Annotated in this window: 14 protein-coding genes, 1 pseudogene and 1 riboswitch; of the genes and pseudogenes, 1 reads left to right on the forward strand and 14 read right to left on the reverse strand. The window is 51.9% G+C overall.

Annotated features, from left to right (window positions below; all coding sequences use genetic code 11):
• Window positions 1-3: 3 nt before the first annotated feature.
• The 6 genes from AC3ISQ_RS15220 to moaA form a co-directional block, all read right to left on the reverse strand.
• A complete protein-coding gene (locus AC3ISQ_RS15220) occupies window positions 4-714 on the reverse strand; it encodes a Bax inhibitor-1/YccA family protein (RefSeq protein ID WP_489347830.1) in 711 nt (236 codons plus the stop codon).
• A gap of 125 nt (window positions 715-839) precedes the next feature.
• Window positions 840-1,292 (reverse strand): molybdopterin synthase catalytic subunit MoaE, encoded by a 453-nt coding sequence (moaE, locus tag AC3ISQ_RS15225; protein WP_489347831.1) that lies wholly within the window; start codon window positions 1,290-1,292, stop codon window positions 840-842.
• Between the two features lie 2 nt (window positions 1,293-1,294).
• Window positions 1,295-1,540, reverse strand: coding sequence for a molybdopterin synthase sulfur carrier subunit (moaD, locus tag AC3ISQ_RS15230; RefSeq protein ID WP_489347833.1), 246 nt, complete (start codon window positions 1,538-1,540; stop codon window positions 1,295-1,297).
• On the reverse strand, window positions 1,537-2,016 hold the full coding sequence (gene moaC, locus AC3ISQ_RS15235) for a cyclic pyranopterin monophosphate synthase MoaC (protein WP_489347835.1): 480 nt from the start codon (window positions 2,014-2,016) through the stop codon (window positions 1,537-1,539). The genes moaD and moaC overlap by 4 nt, the downstream gene beginning before the upstream one ends.
• A gap of 6 nt (window positions 2,017-2,022) precedes the next feature.
• Entirely contained in the window at window positions 2,023-2,535 is a 513-nt protein-coding gene (gene moaB / locus AC3ISQ_RS15240; protein WP_489347837.1) for a molybdenum cofactor biosynthesis protein B, read from the reverse strand.
• A 12-nt stretch (window positions 2,536-2,547) separates the two neighbouring features.
• Window positions 2,548-3,534 carry a GTP 3',8-cyclase MoaA gene (moaA, locus tag AC3ISQ_RS15245; RefSeq protein WP_489347839.1) on the reverse strand — a complete coding sequence of 329 codons (987 nt, stop codon included), beginning with the start codon at window positions 3,532-3,534 and terminating at the stop codon, window positions 2,548-2,550.
• A riboswitch (molybdenum cofactor riboswitch) is annotated at window positions 3,522-3,669 on the reverse strand. (Overlaps the previous gene by 13 nt.)
• Window positions 3,670-3,943: 274 nt before the next feature.
• Between moaA and yvcK the strand changes: the two genes are divergently transcribed.
• Window positions 3,944-4,861: a uridine diphosphate-N-acetylglucosamine-binding protein YvcK gene (gene yvcK, locus AC3ISQ_RS15250; RefSeq protein ID WP_489347840.1), complete on the forward strand. Its 918-nt coding sequence runs from the start codon at window positions 3,944-3,946 to the stop codon at window positions 4,859-4,861.
• On the opposite strand, the gene AC3ISQ_RS15255 is transcribed toward yvcK, so the two are convergent.
• The 8 genes and pseudogenes from AC3ISQ_RS15255 to AC3ISQ_RS15290 form a co-directional block, all read right to left on the reverse strand.
• Window positions 4,858-5,103: a VF530 family protein gene (locus AC3ISQ_RS15255; protein WP_489347842.1), complete on the reverse strand. Its 246-nt coding sequence runs from the start codon at window positions 5,101-5,103 to the stop codon at window positions 4,858-4,860. The genes yvcK and AC3ISQ_RS15255 overlap by 4 nt on opposite strands.
• An 85-nt stretch (window positions 5,104-5,188) precedes the next feature.
• Window positions 5,189-7,201 carry an excinuclease ABC subunit UvrB gene (uvrB, locus tag AC3ISQ_RS15260; RefSeq protein WP_489347844.1) on the reverse strand — a complete coding sequence of 671 codons (2,013 nt, stop codon included), beginning with the start codon at window positions 7,199-7,201 and terminating at the stop codon, window positions 5,189-5,191.
• Window positions 7,202-7,931: 730 nt separating this feature from the next.
• The gene (locus tag AC3ISQ_RS15265; protein ID WP_489353316.1) at window positions 7,932-8,342 is read right to left on the reverse strand and encodes a DUF2569 domain-containing protein; all 411 of its coding nucleotides are present in this window, start codon (window positions 8,340-8,342) and stop codon (window positions 7,932-7,934) included.
• A 150-nt stretch (window positions 8,343-8,492) separates the two neighbouring features.
• Window positions 8,493-9,068, reverse strand: coding sequence for an Ail/Lom family outer membrane beta-barrel protein (locus AC3ISQ_RS15270; RefSeq protein ID WP_489347845.1), 576 nt, complete (start codon window positions 9,066-9,068; stop codon window positions 8,493-8,495).
• Between the two features lie 343 nt (window positions 9,069-9,411).
• Window positions 9,412-9,852 (reverse strand): hypothetical protein, encoded by a 441-nt coding sequence (locus tag AC3ISQ_RS15275; protein ID WP_489347847.1) that lies wholly within the window; start codon window positions 9,850-9,852, stop codon window positions 9,412-9,414.
• A pseudogene (locus AC3ISQ_RS15280) lies at window positions 9,849-12,674 on the reverse strand (hemagglutinin repeat-containing protein); the annotation flags it as partial. The pseudogene AC3ISQ_RS15280 and the gene AC3ISQ_RS15275, both read right to left, overlap by 4 nt.
• A gap of 20 nt (window positions 12,675-12,694) precedes the next feature.
• Entirely contained in the window at window positions 12,695-13,096 is a 402-nt protein-coding gene (locus AC3ISQ_RS15285) for a DUF6911 family protein (protein ID WP_489347849.1), read from the reverse strand.
• Between the two features lie 4 nt (window positions 13,097-13,100).
• Window positions 13,101-22,256, reverse strand: a complete 9,156-nt coding sequence (locus AC3ISQ_RS15290; RefSeq protein WP_489347851.1) for a two-partner secretion domain-containing protein — start codon at window positions 22,254-22,256, stop codon at window positions 13,101-13,103.
• Window positions 22,257-22,267: the final 11 nt, after the last annotated feature.

A 22,267-nucleotide genomic window follows, 5' to 3' on the forward strand; every position in this document is an offset into this window, starting at 1 on the left:
AGTTTAGCGGCGGTTGCCAAAAATACGTAGCAACATCAAGAACAAGTTGATGAAATCAAGATACAGCGTCAACGCGCCAACGATAGAGTATTTACGGAAGCTATCGCGATCATCAGGATTCAACTGCTCGCCCATATTTTTCAGCTTCTGCGTGTCGTAAGCGGTCAGGCCAACAAACACTACCACGCCGATATAGGTGATCGCCCAAGTCAGCGCTGAGCTTTTCAGCCAAATGTTCACCAGCGAAGCCAGCACGATACCGATCAGCGCCATAAACAACATGCTGCCCATACCGCTCAGATCGCGCTTGGTGGTATAGCCGTACAGGCTCATGGCTCCAAACATACCGGCAGTAATCACAAAGGTGCTGGCGATGGATGCACCGGTGTAAACAATTAAAATGCTCGATAACGTCAGGCCGGTTAGTGCTGAGTAAAGCATAAATAGCGAGGTCGCTACCGTGCCACTCAGGCGGTTCACCATGCCAGAAATCACAAACACCAGCGCCAATTGCGCGATGATCAGACCAAAGAAAGTGATCTGGCTGGAGAAAATAAAGTTGAGGATCGCTGGCGTACTCGCCGCGTACCAAGCAACAAACGCGGTTAACAGTAAACCACAGGTCATCCAGCCATAAACTTGCGCCATATAGGCCTGAATGCCGCTGTTAGCCCGTTCGACGATAGAACCATTAGAGCGTGGGTATCGGTCCATGACGGTTACCTTTTTATATGAAATAAAGTTTTGAGGAAATATTCCCCACCACCGATAAGCGTACCACAGAAAATGCTTCCTGGAATTGACAATGGTATTCACTTATTTCTGAAATAGACTCGGATTTACCAACGTTTTGCCGCCTGTTGATCGCTGTCTCTCGCTTCCACCCAGCGATCGCCCTGCCCAGTGGCTTCGCGTTTCCAAAACGGCGCGCGCGTTTTCAAATAATCCATAATGAACTCAGCGGCCTCAAACGCCTTGCTGCGATGGGCGCTAGTGACACCCACAAACACGATCTCATCACCGGGGAACATTTCACCAACACGGTGGATGACGGTCACACGCTGTAACGGCCAGCGCTGACGCGCTTCCTTTACAATCTCTTCCAACGCTTTTTCGGTCATGCCCGGGTAATGTTCCAGCGTTAACGCACTGACGTTATCGCCCAGATTATGGTTGCGCACCTTACCGGTGAAAGTCACGACCGCACCGTCGTCGTCGCACTGCGCTAACCATTGATATTCTTCACCGACGTTGAACAACGCACTGCCAACGCGGATTCGGGTATTGTCCACGTTTAACCTCCGGTAACCGGTGGGAAGAACGCCACTTCATCGCCAGCGCGTAGTGGATGCTCTGCCGCCACCAGCGACTGATTGACCGCTGTCAGCAATTTGCCAGATTCCAACGCCAGTGCCCAACGATCACCTCGTTCACACAAGGCCTGACGCAACGCTTCCACCGTCGAATATTCTGCTGGAATACTCAGATTGGCGGTACCTACCAGCTCGCGTACCTGAGCAAAAAATAGTATCTGGATCATACATTCACCTTAAAATCACCGGACTTGCCGCCGCTTTTCGCCAGCAGTCGCACCGGGCCAATCACCATGTCTTTTTGCACCGCTTTGCACATGTCGTAGATGGTCAACGCCGCTACTGAAGCTGCGGTCAACGCTTCCATCTCGACACCGGTTTTACCGGTCAGGCGGCAACAGGTTTCGATACGCACACGACTGTGTTCCGGCTGAGCCTCCAGTTGTACTTCAACTTTGCTCAACATCAGCGGATGACACAGCGGGATCAGCTCCCAAGTACGTTTCGCCGCTTGGATCCCGGCAATACGCGCGGTGGCGAAGACGTCACCTTTGTGGTGACTACCGTCGATAATCATCACCAACGTAGCGGCGTGCATTTCTACATAAGCCTCGGCGCGGGCTTCGCGTACCGTTTCGGCCTTGGCGGAAACATCCACCATATGAGCTTCACCGGCAGCGTTAATATGAGTTAACTGCGTCATAAAGAGTTATCTCTTCAAATGTGGCAGGAAATTGCACGGGCGATGACGCGCGTCCAACTGCTCTTGGATAATCCGCTCCCAGGCGGTACGGCAAGCACGGGTAGAACCCGGCATGGCAAAGATCACTGTCTGATTGGCGATACCGGCAACGGCGCGCGACTGGATAGTCGCAGTACCGATTTCCTCGTATGACACCATGCGGAACAGTTCACCAAAACCTTCTACTTCGCGATCAAACAGCGGCAATAGCGCTTCTGGTGTGTTATCGCGAGCGGTAAAACCGGTTCCCCCGGTGATCAATACCGCTTGCACTTGATCGCTGGCGATCCACGCCGAGACCTGCGCGCGGATCTGATAAATATTGTCTTTAACTATCGCGCGCTCAACCACTTGGTGCCCTTCTTCAACGGCAGCTTGTTGCAAGTAGTCGCCGGAGGTATCTTCCGCGGCACCGCGGCTGTCTGAAACGGTCAGAATGGCGATGTTCGCCGGAATAAACTCACTGCTGGCATGGCTCATATCTGCTCCTTATTAGCCACCGATAAACGATAGATTCTGGGTAATTCCGCTGTTGCCTTGATGCAGGAAGTGGGTTTGTTTCTTGCTCAACAACCCACCCTGAATGCGCATCTTCAACTGTTCCAACTGGTTATCGTCCGCCAGCAGATCGCGCAACGTAATTCCCTGCTCACCGAACAGACACAGGTGTAAGTTGCCAATGGCAGAAACTCTCAGTCGGTTACAACTGGCGCAGAAGTCTTTTTCATACGGCATGATTAAGCCAACTTCACCCTGATAATCCGGATGACTAAACACCTGAGCCGGGCCATCGCTGCGGCCACGCGCTTGACGTTGCCAGCCCTGTTGTTCCAATTGTTGACGAATGACCTCACCAGAAACGTGATGTTTGCGGAACAGTTCGCTACCTTCACCGGTTTCCATCAGTTCGATAAAGCGCAGTTGGATTGGACGGTCTTTTATCCAGTTGAGGAAAGCGCCAAGCTGGTGATGGTTAACGTCACGCATCAGCACGGCGTTAACTTTGACCTTGCTGTAACCGGCAGTAAAAGCAGCATCGATGCCTTCCATCACCTGACGGAATTTGTCCTGACCGGTGATAGCATGAAATTGACGCGCATCCAGACTATCGACGCTAACGTTGATGGCAGTTAATCCAGCATCGCGCCACTGCTCAACATCACGCGCCAGACGATAACCGTTGGTGGTCACCGCGAGTGTGCGGATCGCCGGGTTTTCACGCACAGCAGCAATAATTTCGGTAAAGTCGCGACGCAATGAGGGTTCGCCACCGGTCAAACGGACTTTTTCCGTACCCAGTTCGGCGAACGCGCGGCTGACACGCCGGATCTCATCCAGCGAAAGGAAGGTCTTGGGGCTACCAGCGGGTTTATAACCATCAGGCAGACAATAGGTGCAACGAAAGTTACACACATCGGTAATCGATAGGCGCAGGTAATAGAACTTGCGCTCAAAAGCATCAGTGAGTTGCACTGCCATAACACCTTTCCAAATACGGGAGATGCGAGCGTTTCCACTCTGCACCCTGGTGGCTAACTTCGCCACGGCCCAAGCGCCATATCGTTTCACTCTGCAAAACAACGTAGGTACAAGGGCTAGGAGTTTGATTCTGAACTTGAGCTACCTAAGTAGCCGGAACAAAACCGTGGTTTTCCACAGAATACTAGCGCTAAATCACCGCGATAGCCAATGTCGATTTACGCTATATATCTGTGTATACAGCGATTTTTGTCTCTGTAGAAACTTGTCTCTGTAAAAACACAGCACATGATAACTGCACATCCGCCACAGAAATTGACCAGAATCACGCCAGCGATACTCTTTTTCGCGTTTTTTCACTAAATCCGTTACGTTATGCGGGTTATTCTGCATCAATTTAAGGAACTCTATGCGTAATCGCACCCTAGCCGATCTCGATCGTGTCGTCGCATTAGGTGGGGGCCACGGCCTTGGCCGCGTGATGTCTTCTCTGTCTTCTTTAGGCTCACGCTTAACTGGCATCGTCACCACCACCGATAACGGCGGCTCCACCGGACGCATTCGTCGCTCAGAAGGCGGCATTGCTTGGGGCGATACCCGTAACTGTTTAAACCAGCTAATCACCGAGCCCAGCGTGGCTTCGGCGATGTTTGAATATCGTTTTAGTGGTAATGGCGAATTAGCTGGGCACAACTTAGGTAATCTGATGCTCAAAGCGCTGGATCACCTTAGCGTGCGACCGATAGAAGCAATCAATTTGGTGCGTAGTCTGTTGAAAGTGGAAGCCGCGCTGATCCCGATGTCGGAACAGCCGGTAGATCTAATGGCGCACGATCACGAAGGTAATCATGTTTACGGCGAGGTGAATGTCGACCAAATGATCGATATGCCGCAAGAGTTGATGCTTTCCCCCTATGTTCACACGACTCGCGAAGCGCTGGAAGCCATCGCTCAAGCCGAGGTGATCCTGATCGGTCCCGGAAGCTTCCTCACTAGCTTGATGCCACTGTTGCTGTTGGACGATCTCACGCAAGCACTGCGCCGTAGCAGCGCCAATATGATTTACATCGGTAATCTAGGGCGCGAACTCAGCGTGGCCGCTGCCGCGTTAACGCTAAAAAGCAAGCTTGAACTGATGGAGGAAAAGATCGGTCGCAGAATGATCGACGCGGTGATCGTCAGCCCAACGGTTGATACATCCGAGGTGAAAGATCGGGTCGTGATCCAGCAAACGCTGGAGGCTAGCGATATTCCTTATCGTCACGATCGTCAACTACTGCGCCAGGCATTGGATCAAGCCTTAGTTGAACTGGCGGCTCGGAGTTAATCCTTACCCTGATGCCATGGGTTATTACTGACCATATCAATATACAATTCTTCTACCTGCGTACGTGCCCACGGCGTGCGGCGCAGGAATTTCAGGCTGGATTTAATACTCGGATCACTGCTGAAACAGTTGATATGCACGCGATCGGCCAGTCCATCCCAACCATAATGATCCACTAACTTATTCAGCAATTGTTCTAGCGTGATGCCGTGTAGCGGATCTTTAGACTGGTGTGCATTCATATCAAAATCTCTTCATTCATCCCAATAATTTGGCGCACACCCTAATGTGCTTTTACGGCAAGGACAAGGGTTTTAGCCATCGCCATTACGAAATCGCGATAAACTGCGCGCGTAATTGATGGATCTCGTCGCGCACTGCCGCAGCCTGTTCGAACTCCAAGTTTTGTGCATGAGTGTACATTTGTGCTTCCAACTCGCGGATTTTTTGATCCAGCGCTTTCGGCGTTAGGTTCTGATACTGTGCGGCGCTTTCCGCTGCTTTGCCTTTCCCTCTGCCCTTGCCACGGTTACTCGGTTGCCCAAGTTGTAGAATATCACCCACTTTCTTGTTCAGCCCCTGCGGTACAATGCCGTTTTCTTCGTTAAACGCCTGTTGTTTAGCACGACGACGCTCGGTTTCATCAATCGCTTTGGCCATAGAAGCGGTGATCCTATCACCGTACAGAATCGCCTTGCCGCTCAAATTACGTGCCGCACGGCCAATGGTCTGGATTAACGAACGTTCAGAACGCAAGAAGCCTTCTTTATCGGCGTCGAGGATCGCCACCAGCGACACCTCAGGCATGTCCAAACCTTCACGCAACAGGTTGATACCCACTAACACATCAAACTCGCCCAGACGCAAATCACGAATAATTTCGACCCGTTCCACGGTGTCGATGTCCGAGTGCAGATAACGCACACGCTCACCGTGATCTTCCAGATATTCGGTCAAGTCTTCAGCCATACGCTTGGTTAACGTCGTCACCAAGACACGCTCGTTGATCGCCGCACGCTTGCGGATCTCTGAAAGGAGATCGTCCACCTGTGTCCCTACCGGGCGAACTTCGACAATAGGATCTAACAAGCCGGTCGGACGCACCACTTGATCGATAATTTCGTCACCGGATTTTTCCAGTTCGTATTTACCCGGCGTAGCGGAGACGTAGATGGTTTGCGGTGCCTGCGCTTCAAATTCTTCAAAACGCATTGGTCGGTTATCCAGTGCAGAAGGCAAGCGGAAACCGTATTCCACCAGCGTTTCTTTACGTGCGCGGTCGCCTTTAAACATCGCGCCAATTTGCGGGATGGTGACGTGGGATTCGTCGACCACTAATAAACCATCGGCAGGCAGATAATCAAACAACGTGGGTGGCGGCTCGCCGGGGCCACGCCCAGACAGGAAACGTGAATAGTTTTCAATACCAGAGCAATAGCCCAACTCGTTCATCATCTCCAGATCAAACTGGGTACGCTGCGTCAGGCGTTGCTCTTCCAATAGTTTATTATTCGCCAGCAGCACCTGACGGCGATCGGCCAATTCAACTTTAATATCCTCCATCGCCTGGATGATCCGCTCTCGTGGCGTGACGTAGTGCGATTTCGGGTAGATGGTGAAACGCTGAACGACCTGTTCAATCTGACCAGTGAGCGGATCGAACAACGACAGCCGCTCCACTTCTTCATCAAACAACTCAACGCGTAGTGCAAATTCGTCGGATTCCGCCGGGAAGATGTCGATCACTTCGCCACGCACGCGGAAGGTCGCGCGTTGGAACGCCTGATCATTGCGGGTGTATTGCAATTCAGCCAAACGACGTAGGATCGAGCGCTGATCGATAATCATGCCCTTGGTCAAATGCAACATCATTTTCAGATACAGATCAGGATCGCCCAGACCGTAGATCGCCGAAACTGAGGCCACTACCACCACATCCCGTCGCTCTAACAACGCTTTGGTGGCGGAAAGTCGCATCTGTTCAATATGTTCGTTTACCGAGGCGTCTTTTTCGATGAAGGTGTCGGAGCTAGGTACGTAGGCTTCGGGTTGGTAGTAGTCGTAGTAAGAGACGAAATACTCTACCGCGTTATCCGGGAAGAACTCTTTCATCTCGCCGTATAACTGCGCCGCCAGCGTTTTGTTAGGCGCCATCACCATGGTCGGTCGGTTGAGATCAGCTATCACGTTAGCAATGGTAAACGTCTTACCAGACCCCGTTACCCCAAGCAATGTCTGGTGTGCCAAGCCATCTTCCAGCCCTTCCTCCAGTTTACGAATCGCCTCTGGCTGATCGCCTGCCGGTTTGAACTCGGAATGCAGTTTGAACAATTTACTCATGAATTCAGCGACCCTGTGGAATGCGCGCTCAAGCGACCTGTAATTATGGAGAACCTCGGCGATTTCCGCCAACCCTTATAATACTGGATATAAAAACAGCATCAAGCTTTTACGCAGCAAAAATACCCGCAATGCACCGCTTAGGTTACAGAGCGGTGACATTTTTATTGTCAATACCTGGTTTATCCCCAAAATCTGTCACGAATTAACTTATTGGCATCACTACGGTTAAAAATGATACGTCGCTGTCAGTTAGACACTTCGGCGTCTTGATTTTAATTAACATATTGATAATAAACATAATTATTAAAAAGACGACAATACGGACAAAGCGAACACAACCCGCGCCCTTTCTCGCTTTAAACCACTTTTCTAAATCTAATGCACAAGGTTATCCACAGGAATGGTGGATAAGTCTCATCGCCCCGCTAATGGCGGGAGTTACAGAAAGGGCACTTTTTATCATTTAATGGCACTGAAATAGTTTTTATAGTTATTTTTGTACACTTTTTTCGCTGTAGTTATGACGATTAAGACTAAAAAATCAGACGAGTAAAAACACATTTGTCCCATATCTACCGTCACTTATCGGCAAAACTAAGGAAAATTGCACCATTACTTGGCTTGATAGCACTGAAATGGTGCAAAACTAGACGTACGATGTTTGGTTTTTCGTTCCAGTTGATGCTGCTCTTACCCAGCAATTGTTAACACTCATCCCATCTACATTTTATCTAATAAAAGTTCGTTTCACCCTTTCTGAAACCAGGAAATAAGGTATCCATATGCAACTACTGATAACACTGCGTAATAACCAAGACAAATTTTCGTATTGAAGTTTCACACCAAAATAGACATTTGCAATCGCCAAATCACTGACACAAAAAATCAAGCTGAGCACAAGAAAAGCAATGTATACAGAAGGTGTTTTTTTCTTCTTACCAAAAAACTGACCAGCGGTATAAATTGCAACAAAGGCCAATAAAATCCAACCAATAAACTCATAAGCAATCAACGGTGAAAAATACCGTAATTCATTGTCCAAACCCACCCAGACTTTTAATGTTTCATAGGCTTGATAAAAGGAAACGATAATGGATACAACAACACCTATCGCTGGAAGGTAAAGAAATCCACTAATTTTTCGAAACTCCTTTTTTCACAGGCCGCACAGTAATCCGAGTATTTCTTAGCTTCTTCATCACAGTTGATACATTGCATTTATTGCTCCCCCTATCCCATTGGCATAATAATTAAAATGCCTTACCTGAAGATAAGGCATTCATTAAAATCAGAAGCGATAACCGAAGTTAATATTGAACCCATTAACCGAATGACTCTGACTGCCATCGTCCAGATTTGAACCTTCGTAACCGACATCAATCGCCAAGTTTTGAATTGGGTTAATCTGAACGCCAGCACCATACATTAACGAAGTGTTATTGTTACTGCCACTGACTTCACCCATATCCCGATAGCTACCCGCCTCATAATTCAACCAATTATATTTATAATCAACTTTATTATAATTAACACCCAGTAACCCATAGACGCTAATGTATTGGTTAATACGGTATGCAGGCCCCACTGCCAAAGAGTAATATTTTACTTCAGCATTATTGTCGATAATATCTCTCCCAGCAAGATAAGAATAATCTTTATCGCCACTCATATAGGTGAACGAGGTGATTACACTAATAGGTGAATCCCATTCATAGCGATACTTGAGGTTTACCCCATTGATATTTTTGAAATCCTGCACCTTCGACTGAGCATAACCTGCGGTGATCGTATGTTCCCCTGCATTTGCAGCAGAGCAGAGACCCAGAGTAGAAATAATAATGCTAGTAATTGCTAATTTTTTCATTGGAATCGTCCTTAATAGTAAATGATACAGATTTGCTTTAGGTTATAGATACAGTGAATGTATATAACCAAAATCAATCACCAAATCCATATGAAAACATTTATAAATAATACCAAATACTGTTTTAAAGTAAATTAGCGAAACAACTAATCACAGATATTTTAAATTGTGGAAAAACATAGTCTTGGATTCTCCCCCAAATTTTAAACCATGTGAGTTGGCGGAACGCTTACTGACTATTCACCGCTACTGTCACACAGTTGTCACTGAGCGGGCTGCTTTGCCAATTACCTCACAGCCCTACCCCTTAAAAAGCCAGCCGATCAAAGATAGAAGGAGATTATTACATTAAAGAAAAATGCAAATAAAAACCTGCTACATATAGCAATCTAACACCCCAAAGGAATACACCCCGTACTCTCTTTCTTCTTGCAAAAAGCACTTCACTGAATAGTGCAGAACTCTTTATCTTGCTGGGTTTAATACTATCCTTATAATAATAACAATACAAAAGTAGCAACCATGCTCCACAGGTCAGAACCAGAAAATAATCACGCCCCCCTTCATACAACACCCTAATAATAATCGATAATGGGATGACAATAAGCAAAACCAACCTACCAATTAACGAGGCCTTACCACCTTCGAAAACAAAAAATATAGAGTCAAAAAAAATAGACATAGAAGATGCCGAAGAGAAAGCAATCCCTGTTTTTTTACAAAAAAACAAAAAAGACATAAAGAAAACCACCAAGCTTAAAATATGAATATAAAGAACATTCATTTCTTCTCACCTTTTTCATTAAAATCGTAATGATAAAACTCACTACCTGATGAACCATTTATATCGACATTGCCTACAGCAGTATCTTTTGACACTCCACTCCAACCAATTGCAGGACCGACACCAATAGATAACCCAATACCATCTTTACCATAAGCCAATCCCACTCCCATTATTCCAAATCCAAAATCTAACGAGTTATTTTTTTCCATCGCAATCAAATTTGGATAATAAGGACCGAATTGAATACCAATCTGCCCCGCAGCTCGGCCACCAACAGCAAGTGTTTCCCCTTTATTTAGGGATAATTGAGAAGGATCAGCCGTTCCATCCACATAAACGCCATAACCTGCTCCAACAGCAACTTCACCTTTTACATAGGGTTTTACTTTATATGTAATACCAAAGGATGGATCGAGGTGGGAGTCTGCAATAGCTTGATTGACCTCCTCAGGAGTCGCACCTTGCTGAGCCATCCAGAATGCTAATGAAGCATCATCTTGAACTCGTGGTGGTACTGGAATCAACATATCATTGTTTTCAGCCGTATTTTTACCTGCTTGACCGCCAGCAAGTGCACTGCCACTATCACCGCCCGCTAAACCGCCAGCCAGACCACTTGCCAAGGTCGTTAACGCTGATACCGTTTGACGCTGCTCTTCCGTCATCTTGCTAAAGTCATCGGTGCCATACATCGCTTTCGCAATCGCGTTCGTGCTTGCCGCGGCGGTTGCCGCACCCGCCGCGCCTGCCAGCCCGTTATTACCCTGCATTTCAGCCAGCACAACAGCATGAGCCATCACACGGCTCGCCTCATTCGGAGCCGTCTGCTTGATAACCTCCGCGAGATAAGGCGCTGAAGCTCCCGCTATCGCCGCTTTAATATCACCACTGGCTAAGCCCTGTATTGCTGCAGTGGCAGCCTGCATCCCTTGCTGGATAGAACTTCCCGTACCCCATTCGGTTTGTGCTTTCTTATACGCAGAGGTGTCCGCTAACGTCGCGTTATAGGCTTCCCACTCTTTCTTCGTGGCACCTTCTCCCGGCTCTTTTACTGGTGGGTTCCGCTTCGCCAGCTCCTCTTTACCCGCCGTCGTCGCCCGTATCTGGCCTTCGGTTCTGGCAATGTCCGCCGCCTGATTGCCTATTTCAGCAATGAGTTGCGCCTGCTGTAACCGTTTCTGTTCACGCTCTTTGTCGAAGATGACATCCAGTCCCGGATTGGCATTTTCAACATCACGGCTTAACGTGCTGACGTCCTGCTGCTGTTTATCTTGGTCGCGGATGGTGATAGTGCCGTCGGATACCGCCGCTTTCGTTGTCGAGCTCGCATGCCCTTCCGAGTTCGCGCCCACCAACAGCCCATTCGCCATATTTCCCGCGAACTGGCTGCCGATAGCGCCACCGGTGCTGATGCCCACGCTCTGGTGCTCAACCTTGTAATCGGCCTTGTTCTCGATATCACTAAAGCCCAGCGTGCCTGTATCCAGACGATTATTCTCTGGAGCACTCGTTGAACCAATGACGGCACCATCAAGCTGCGTATGCTCCCCAACGCGAATGTCATAACCTCCTTTACCCGCAAAAATACCCGTCTGCTCCTGCACGCTGTCATAGTTGCTGTGCATCTTATCTTTGCTGACATTCACGCTCGCCGAACCGCTCATCGACCCAAAGGTGAAGCTGCCACCTGCGCTGGCGTTCTGCTGTTTCGAATCGTAGTTGTCGCTGTCTTGCTGGCTTTGCAGTGTCAGATTGCGCCCGACATCCGCCTTCACCGTCTCGCCGCTGACTTGCGCACCTATCAGGTTGGTATCGCGTCCGCTGACAATATTGACGTTGTTCCCGGCGTTGACCGTGGTTTCGGTATGCGTGGTGCCATTGCCACTCTCGGAGCCTTTGCCCTTGTTGACGCTGGCTGAAACACTTATCCCCCAACCGCCCGAGCCAACACCAATGCCCACGCCCACCGTGCCGCCTTTGCTTTCGTTCTTGCCGTCCAGCAGGCTAGTATTCTCGCCCGATATCAGGTTGATATCGCGGTTAGCGTTCAGGGTGGCGTCTTTACCCGCCTGCAACTGGCTACCCTGAATCAGGATATCGCCTTCCTGCTTCGCCTTGCCATCACCAAACGCGGTGATGTTCAGGTTGTTACCCGCCGTCAGGCCGCTGCCTTCACTGGTACGCTGTTCGTTGTGCTGCGTCGAAGTGGACGACTGGCTGCCATAACTCAGACTGACACCCACGGTGTTGTCATTACTTGGGTCACCGCCTTTTGCACCGTCCATGCGCATCGCCTGCGTGGCCTGCACGCCCGACAGCGCCGCCTTAGTCCCCTGCAATGCCGCCAACCGGCTGTCGTCGCTCTCCCGCGCCTGCTTGGTGGTTTCCACCGCCGTGTTCAGCGCACTGCCTGCGGTGCCGGAAAGTGCCAGCGTCAGGCCAGAGGTCTTCTGCTCCACCTTGTGCGTCTGGCTGTTCTGGTTCTCCGCTGCCGTCACGCTGACGTTCTTACCCGACAGCGCCATGTCTTTTCCAGCAATCAGGTCAGAGCCAACAATAGCCAGATTATTCCCCGCACCCACAGTGACATTGCCGTTCACGCTGCCCACCGTGCTGCCTTTGTTGGTCAGTGCTGCCGCGGTATCCGTGGTTTTCAGCTCATCGGTACCGTAGCTGAACCCAATACCCCCCGTACCCGACAGCCCAGATTTCTTCTCCTGCTTAAGGTGCGTCTCGTCGTTGCGCTCGGTCGCGCCAGTAATGGTCACATCGTTTCCGGCCAACAGCGTCACATCTTGTGTGCCTGCCACGCTACTGCCCTAACTACAAGATTCGTTTATTAATTCAAAAGATCCGTTGATACATTGCCAGTATCAAAAAACTCTTTAAATGTCCTAACGACAAGATCAAAATCATTTGTTAGCTGGCGTTCAGGCCAATAATCCCCATAAATCTGTATTTTGTTATCCTTATCTGATGTCGATTTATTCCAATAGGAACGAACATTTAAATCAGATTCTGAACATTCTAGTAACGTCAAAAGATAGAAACCATTATCTGTAGACACATCTAAATTCATTGGTCCAATGTCAGGTTCAGGTAAAATACGGAGCCTTACGCCACCTGAATCTCCCTTCAATCTTGTCAGAAATGCTTCTACATCACTCCATGCGGGACTACGAACCCGCGTAAAAGGGTTTCTAGCATGGAGATAAAAATCGACTTCGAACTCATCTTTCATAAGTTTATTTCCTAGTGAATTTTTTCATCCCTTGCTCCCAATACAAAGTATCGCCGCTTTTCTCTTCAAAAATAGTAAGCGATTTCAAACCAGATTTTTCAGCCATGCTCTTTATATCACTAAGACAGTAACCACAAACAGGCTTGCCAGATACGCTCATTTCCATGCTACGTCCTGCAGTCATGCCTTGATCATAAGCTTGTTGGATAGTTCCGACTTCAGCATGAGCCGTAGCCATATTTCCATTTGGGAAGTTTTTATCTGGTTGATTAATTACTTTTGCCTGTACAACATCGTTAATCAGTGTTGGCTTGCTGGCATCCCCTAAGAAGAAATCAGGTCTGTTCCCCTGATTGGTATCCGTAAAGACTTTCCCGGTCTGAGGATCTGTCAATTCAGCAGTAACTTTCGGAATAGAAGAATGTGCATTTTTATCAATCGACTGAGAGCTCTCTGCCCACCCAGTACCTTTACTTGGGGAAACAATACCTGTTTCAGTTTTCTTTATAACGCCTTGTCCAGCAACTCCGCCAAAGATAGCCGCTGTTCCTAAGCCAATGTTCAGTGCACCTTCTCCGTACTTACCATCGACTGTCTGGCCAATGCCAATACCTGTCTGGTAAGCCCCTCCTGTCGCCAACGCTCCACGGATTATCGCTCCAGGAGCACCCGGTAAAATAAGCAAAGCATCCGTTCCCAGTGCTGCCTGCCCAGATTGGGCGCTATAACCTTTTAAGTAGCTCAACGCTTCGTTATATGCTCTCGCATCCGCGGCTGTCGCTACAAACGCCTTACCATTGACCAGAGCCTGAATAGCTTCCCCTGCCTGTTTCTCAGAGTAACCATAAACCGATTGCAGTTCATAACCATACTGATTAAGTAATCCCGCAAGTTGTTGTTTCTCACCGTCAGTCAGTTGTCCTTTGAGGTATTTGTCCACCAGTACATTATTGCTCCGGTCTTCATTTGTCTCCCTGACAATCGTCTGAGAGGCCTCCAGCAAATTTTTACCGGCTTTTTGGTCATCCAGAGCTTTATTCAGCGCATCGTTCTTGTTCGCGCTAAGGAAGTTGTTCTCGGTCGAGTTTTTCCCAGCCTGCGCCCCCGCAATCGCATCAGCACTGCTATCACCCGCAAGACCGCCGGCCAATCCTGCCGCCAAAGTGCCTAGCGCGCTAATCGTCTGTTTCTGGTCTTCACTCAGCTCACTGACTTTTTTACCGGGATACAACTGGTTCATCACCAGTTGCGCCATCAACTCACCGCTGACCGCACCCGCTGCACCTGCGGCGGCACTGTTGCCGCTGGCATAAGAGGTTACTGCACCGACCACCGCGTGTGCCATCGCTCGGCTTGCTTCATCCGGTGCCAGTTTGTGGATTTGCTCCGCCAAGTACGGTGCGGCGGCACCACTAATGGCTTGTGCCATATTACCACCGGCTAACCCCTGGATCGCCGCCGTTGCCGCTTGCATCCCTTGCTGGATAGAACCTCCCGTACCCCATTCGGTTTGTGCTTTCTTATACGCAGAGGTGTCCGCTAACGTCGCGTTATAGGCTTCCCACTCTTTCTTCGTGGCACCTTCTCCCGGCTCTTTTACTGGTGGATTCCGCTTTGCCAGCTCCTCTTTGCCTGCCGTTATCGCCCGGATATTCCCTTCCGTGCGTGCAATGTCCGCCACTTGATTACCGATTTCAGCAATGAGCTGCGCCTGCTGTAACCGCTTCTGCTCTTTCTCTTTGTCGAAGATAACATCCAGTCCCGGATTGGCATTTTCCACATCGCGGCTTAACGTGCTGACGTCCTGCTGCTGTTTATCTTGGTCGCGGATGGTGATAGTGCCGTCGGAGACCGCCGATTTCGTTGTCGAGCTCGCATGCCCTTCCGAGTTCGCTCCCACCAACAACCCGTTCGCCATATTTCCCGCAAACTGACTGCCGATACTGCCACCGGTGCTGATGCCCACACTCTGGTGTTCGACTTTGTAATCCGCTTTGTTCTCGATATCACTAAAGCCCAACGTGCCGGTATCCAGTTTGTTCTTGCTAGCATCCGCCGTTGAACCAATCACCGCGCCATCAAGCTGCGTATGTTCCCCAACGGTAATGTCGAACCCACCTTTCCCCGCGAAGATGCCGGTTTGCTCCTGCACGCTCTCATACGTGCTGTGCATTTTGTCTTTGCTGAGGTTAACACTCGCCGAACCGCTCATCGACCCAAAAGTGAAGCTGCCACCTGCGCTGGCGTTCTGCTGTTTCGAGTCGTAGTTGTCGCTGTCCTGTTGGCTTTGCAGTGTCAGGTTACGCCCGACATCCGCCTTCACCGTCTCGCCGCTGACTTGCGCACCTATCAAATTAGTGTCACGTCCGCTGATGATATTGACATTGTTCCCCGCGTTGACCGTGGTTTCGGTATGGGTGGTGCCATTGCCACTCTCGGAGCCTTTGCCCTTGTTGACGCTGGCTGAAACACTAATCCCCCAACCGCCCGAGCCGACACCAATACCCACGCCCACCGTGCCGCCTTTGCTTTCGTTCTTGCCGTCCAGCAGGCTAGTATTCTCGCCCGATATCAGGTTGATATCGCGATTGGCGTTCAGGGTGGCGTCTTTACCCGCCTGCAACTGGCTGCCCTGAATCAGGATGTCGCCTTCCTGCTTCGCCTTGCCATCACCAAACGCGGTGATGTTCAGGTTGTTACCCGCCGTCAGGCCGCTGCCTTCGCTGGTGCGCTGTTCGCTGTGCTGCATCGAGGTGGACGACTGGCTGCCGTAACTCAGACTGACACCCACGGTGTTGTCATTACTTGGGTCACCGCCTTTTGCACCGTCCATCCGCATCGCCTGTGTGGCCTGCACGCCCGAGAGCGCCGCCTTAGTCCCCTGTAACGCCGCCAACCGGCTGTCGTCGCTCTCCCGCGCCTGTTTGGTGGTTTCCACCGCCGTGTTCAACGCACTGCCTGCGGTGCCCGAGAGTGCCAGCGTCAGGCCAGAAGTCTTCTGCTCCACCTTATGCATCTGGCTGTTCTGGTTCTCCGCCGCCGTCACGCTGACGTTCTTACCCGACAGCGCCATATCTTTACCGGCAATCAGGTCAGAGCCGACAACAGCCAGATTATTCCCCGCACCCACGGTGACATTGCCGTTCACACTGCCCACCGTGCTGCCTTTATTCGTCAACGCTTGCGCGGTATCGGTGGTTTTCAGCTCATCGGTACCGTAGCTGAACCCAATACCCCCCGTGCCCGACAGCCCAGATTTCTTCTCCTGCTTAAGGTGCGTCTCGTCGTTGCGCTCGGTCGCGCCAGTAATGGTCACATCGTTTCCGGCCAACAGCGTCACATCTTGTGTGCCTGCCACGCTGCTACCTTGTACTTTCAGGTCGTGACCGGCCACCACCGTCACGCTATCGCCACTGAGCGAACTGCTTTGCGCCGTCTGACGGTCAAAGGCATCCCGCGTGGTGGTGGTGGTTTTCGACAGCATCCCGCTGCTGCCAGTCACCTTATGGCGTTCGTCTACCGATTCGGTGTTTTCTCCGTTGACGATAGTCACGTCATGCCCGGCGCGAACGGTTAGCGCATCGCCAGCAGACACCGTGGCCGCCTTGGCGTTCAGGTCATTCCCGGCACTCAGCGTGACCGCACCTTTACCCACCACTTCACTGCCCAGTTGCTGGCTGTTGCCTTGCGTCAGGGTATTGTCCGCATCCCACACCAACGCATCCTGGCTGGAGGTGGTGATGGTGTTCAGGTTCAGGTCGCGTCCGGCATTCAGCAAGGTCTGGCCGTTTTCACCGCTGTTCACCACCTGCGCACCGGTCAGGTTGACATCGCGTCCCGCCTGCAACAGCAGTTTGCCGTCTTGACCTTGCACCAACATTCCCGCCACGCTGTCAACCGTGCTGCGCTCAAAACGGTTAGCCCCGCTGGCACTGCTCGCCGAACGGGTGGTGCTGGTGACGTTGATGTCACGCCCGGCACTCGCCAGCAGCGAGTTGTTGCCCTGTATCAGCCCGCCGATGTTGTTGATGTCGGTACGTGCGCTCAACGCCACATCCGCGCCCTGAATACGTCCGGCCTGATTGGTGAGGTTATCGGCGTTCAGTTGCACCGCCTCACGTCCGGCTATGCGCCCGCTGTTCAGCAGGTCACCGCTCAGATTCAAGCCGACGTTTTTACCCGCCAGCAGCGCGCCAGAGCCGTCCACATCCCCCGGTTTCACCCGCGCATACACCTGCGGCACCAGCACGTTCTGCACGCTGCCGTCCGCCAGACGTACCGGGGTGCTCACCAGCAAGACGATGTCTTGCGTCAGGCTCGCCATCTGCTCTGCCGTCAGCCCCACACCGAGGCGCAGGTTGAACTTTTTACCCACCGCCACACCCGCATCCATCAGCGCTTTGAACTGCTCTTCGTCGTTGCTGAAGCCGTCCAGATAGCGCTGCCCGGTCAGGGCGATCACCTGCTCGCGGATCAGCCGCTGCTCGTAGTAACCGTCGCCTAGCCGTTTGAGCATGTTGTCGCTGTTCTGTGGCCAGGCGTTTTGCATGTAGTCGCTGCCCAACCACTTTTTCTGGTTGGTGAAGCGCGGGTCAGTTTCCACCAGATATGGGCTTTCTGCCGCCGGGTTGGTTTTGAACAGGCTGTTGTCTGGCAAGCGAACATCTGGCCCTATAATGCGCACCACGTTATCGGATTGGCCGGGGACTTCAAACTGCTGACCGGGGCGCAAACGGGTGCCCGGTTGGTCGACAGTCTGCCGATTCGGATCGAGCGTCGCGCCATTCACATCCGCCGCCACGCCACCGGCATTGCCGATATTCACGTCGGTGCTTTGCGGTGTCAGCGGGTCGATGCTGACAGGGTTACCCGTGACATCACCGTGTGAGAGCAATTGGCTCGGCTTGAGCGTGATAGTTTGGATGGTCGTCGGTGGCGTATAGGCCGTGGTGTCCAGCCCCTGACTGTCGTTGTGTTTGTGTCTAATGCGGTAATAATGCGCCACTTCGCCCACATCAGTGATCAGGCGTTCGCCATTCACTTCCACGTTATCCACACTGCCAGCGTTGATACCCAGAGTGCCACCGGCAACGATTTGGCTCTTATCGTTCAACAGGTGATCCGCATTAATGCTCAGGTTGCCACCCGCAATGATCTTCGCCGGATCGCTCTCGGCGATTTGCGTCTCTTGTATCGTGCGGATGTAGTCGTATTTATTGAAGGTGTCACCATCGGTGCTGTGGCACATAACCCCTTCGATACAGATGATGGTGACTTCATCCTGATAAGTGTAAATCGTATATTCATCAGGGCTGTAGAACTCACCACGGAACTGGTACTCAGTTACTGGCGTGGTCGACACCGTCACCAACTCGGTGCTGAAATGGTCGTTGATGTTGTTGATTTGCGAGGCCGACAGCGCCAAATCCCCCGCCGATTCAATGGTTGAGCTGTGGTTGTTTAGCACCGCCGCTTTACCGGTAGCGGCGAAGTTGGCATCCAACTCACCGCCGATTGCCATATCACCGGCGCTGTAAATCAGCGCATGATCGCGGTTGTTCAGTGTTTGCGTACCGATATCAACACGTTCACGCCCCGCCAGTGTTGCCGCCGTACCGTCTGCTGCCAAGTTGTTGAAGGTGAGGGTATTCACACCGATGTAGTCACCGTAAATGCGACCGGTGCCGATGTTGTTCAACGTCTCTGCGGTCAGTAACGTATGCCCACCGTCGATCAGGCCGGTGTTGGTCAGGGTTTGGTTGACGGTCAGCCAGTTCTGCCCAGCGTTGATCTCCCCGCTGGCGGCGTTGAACAGATTATTAGCGTGCAAGTCCAGCTTGCCACCGGCTAGCAATTTACCGCTGTTATTGACCGAACCCGGCGTGGTGAAGGTAAAATCACCGTTGGCGATCATCTCGCCGCTGTTATCGATATCTCGTTGACTGGTGAGGGTGATGTCGCCCAGCGACAGCAGTTGCCCGTCGCCACCCACGCTCAATGCCTTGATATCCAGCTGTTTACCGGCTTTCACCATCCCGGCGCTGTTTTGCAGGGCAAGGTTATCGCCTTGCAGTTGCAGCAACTCGGCCGAGGCCAGTTGACCGCTGTTGTTATTCAGCACGCCGCGGTTGGTGATGTTCAGTTGCTTATTCGCCAAAATGCTACCGGATTGGTTGTCGAGCGTACCGCTGTTGACCACCACCGTTTGCCCTTCCAGCCCCTGATTATCCCCTTGGGTGTTTTGGTTGAGGAAGGTCAGCGCATTCAGCGTGACGGTCGCGCCGCTACGCAGCAAGCCCATGGCATTATCGATCACGCCCTGCGCGCTACTCAGCAGTAAATCACCCACCGCCTGAACTTGACCCTGTTGGTTGTTCAAGTCAGCGGTCGTTATCGTTAACGCCTGTTCACCGATAATGCGCCCGGCGGCACTGTTATCCACTTTGCTGGCGGTCAGGGTGAAGTCCCCTTTCGCGCCCAGCGTACCGTTTTGGTTATTCAGTTCACCGGTAGAAAGTTGCATGCCGCCTAAACTGTGGAAAGTCCCTTGCGCGTTATTGAGAGCCGCCAGTTGGCTGTTCCAATACAGCAACTCACCGGATTGCACCAAGCCGCCACGGTTGTCCACGGCTTGCGTGTTAGCGGTCAGCGCCTTTTGTGCCACCAGTTGACCAGCGCGGTTATCTACTGCCGCGCTAGTCAAATTCAGGTTGTTGCCGGCAATCAGCACCCCGGCATTATTATCGAAAGCGCCGGTGGTGAGATGCATATCGCCCAAGCTGGTGATACCGCCGGTTTCGCCGCTGTTGCGGTTACTCAGGCTATCACTGCGCAAGGTCAGCGCTGCGCCACTTTGTATTAGGCCGCCATCGTCGTTGGTGATGTGTTTGCCGGTGAGGTTCAGTGCGCCTTGCGCCGCCAGTTGCCCAGCGCGGTTATCCAGTTGGGCAAAGGTCAAAACCGCATCAGTACCACTCACCAAGGTGCCGTTACTATTCAGCAGGTCACCGCTGTCCAGTTGTAGCGATTGCCCCGCCGCGATCACGCCTTTTTGGCTGTTATCAAGGCGCTCACCCTGGGTGTTCAACGTCATGCCCTGCCCGGACTTGATGGCACCGCCCTGATTGTTGACGGCTTTCGTCGTGCTGGTCAGTGCTTGTTCCGAACCTAGCGTGCCGCCACGGTTATCCAGCGCCGCGCCGGTCAGCGTGAAATCCTTCGCACTGGCGATAAAGCCCTGCCGGTTGTCGAGGTTGCCAGTGGAGAGCGTTAACCCACCGCGGCTGATAATACCGTTACCGTCGCCGCTGTTGAGGTTGCTCAGCAGGCCGCCGCGTGTCTCCAGCGCCATATCTGCACCGGATTGCAACAGGCCGCCGTCATTGGTCAACTGGTTGCTGTCCAAACGCAGCCCAGCCCCCGCCGCCAACATCCCCTGGGTGTTATTCACTGCGCCAGCGGTGTGCACGTTCAGATTGCCGCTTTGCGCCGCCGCGACTTCACCGTTCTGATTATCCAGCGTGCTGCTGGTGAGGAAAACGTTGCCGTTGCTGGCAATGTGGCCAGCGTTATTATTCAGGCTGCCTGGCAAATTGAAGGTCAAATCATCGGTGCCAAACTGGGTAATGTCGCCCTGCTGGTTTGAGAGAGATTGCGCATTCAACGTCAGTTGATTGGCACTCAGGGAGCCGCCATCGTTGTTGAGTTGTGACGCCGTGTTCAGGTTCAGTTGTTGTTCTGCCGCTACCTGCGCGCCTGCGGTCTGTAAAGTTTTTTGTTGGGCGTCCAGCGTCACCGTTTTGGCGATGGTACGGCTGCCGCGCACATCAATGCCTTGTCCGCGTGCCGTCAGGGTGCCGGTGGCAACGTTTTTCCCTTGCGCCGTCAGTTGCCCTTGGGTGTTGAGCACCATATCGCCCGCACCACCTGCGCTGCCGTCTTCATTCACCCCCGCCATCAGCATACTGCCGGAGCGGCTGTTCAGGCTGCCTGCTTGAATCTGTACCTGTTGTCCCGCCGCCATCGAGCCGCTGTTATCGACGTCGCCCGGCGTGGTGACGGTGGTGGAGCCTTTGGCAAACACCCCGCCGCTGTTGCTGACACCCTGCTGCGAAGCCAGCGCTACCGACTCACTGCCGGTGATGGAGCCGCTGTTTTCAATCCGTCCATCGGCGGTAACGATCACCGAGCCCGCTTCAGCCCCGATTTTACCGGCGTTACGTACCCCAACGCCTTGTTCGGTGCCGATCAGGCGGATTTTACCGGCGTACATGCCACCCAAACTGGAGACATCCACCGCCAGTTGCGGCTTAGTCGCCGGGTCATCCGCTTGTGCGCTGATGTTCTGATGCGCCGCATCTACCTGATTACGGCCGGTGGTAACTTGTAGATCGTTCGCCCACAGTTTGGCGTTGATCTTCACCGAACGGGCGATGATGTCGGTGTAATCCTGACGTGAGCTGTCCATGCCCGCGCCTTCAACCACTACTTCGCCACGCTCAACGTTAAAACCGGTCAGATTACCGTTATTCAATTGCGCCTGACCGGTGGTCAAGGTGCCACGGTTGGCGTTAATAAAACCGCAGCCATTACAGGTAATACCCGATGGGTTAGCGATAATCACCTGTGCCTTTTGCCCCGCTACTTCTACCATACCGTTCAGGCGGCTCGGGTCACGGGCATTGACCTCATTGAGGATGATTTTAGCTTCACCTTTCGCCAGCCACGGGTTACCGCTGACCATGCCGCCCAGTTCAGTATTGACGTTTTTATGTGAGTTATTGAGGATGACGCCTTTTTTATCAACGTCGAACTGGCTGTAGACGTTACGCGATACGCCGCCTGCGCTAGGCGTTTGAATATTGACCTGCGGTGTGCCGTTGGCGCTGCCAATAACGGTCGGTTGTTGGTTGCCGGGTGCACTGCCATCAGCAACAACTGCGGCATTCACTGGTTGCAGCGCAGTAGGAATAAGCACCATCCCGAGCGCCAGCCACAAACTGAAACTTAATGCACCGAGCTTACTGATGCAACGGCTCAAAGTATGACCGAGCCCCGAAGAGCGCGCGGCACCCGCACGACCAGAACGGGCGATGTCTGCCACCACCATCAACAGGCCACGGGCTTTGTTAAAGACGATACGGTATAGATTCTTGTTCATGACAAATGTCC

It is taken from the genome of Serratia sp. KH_031, assembly GCF_057839655.1.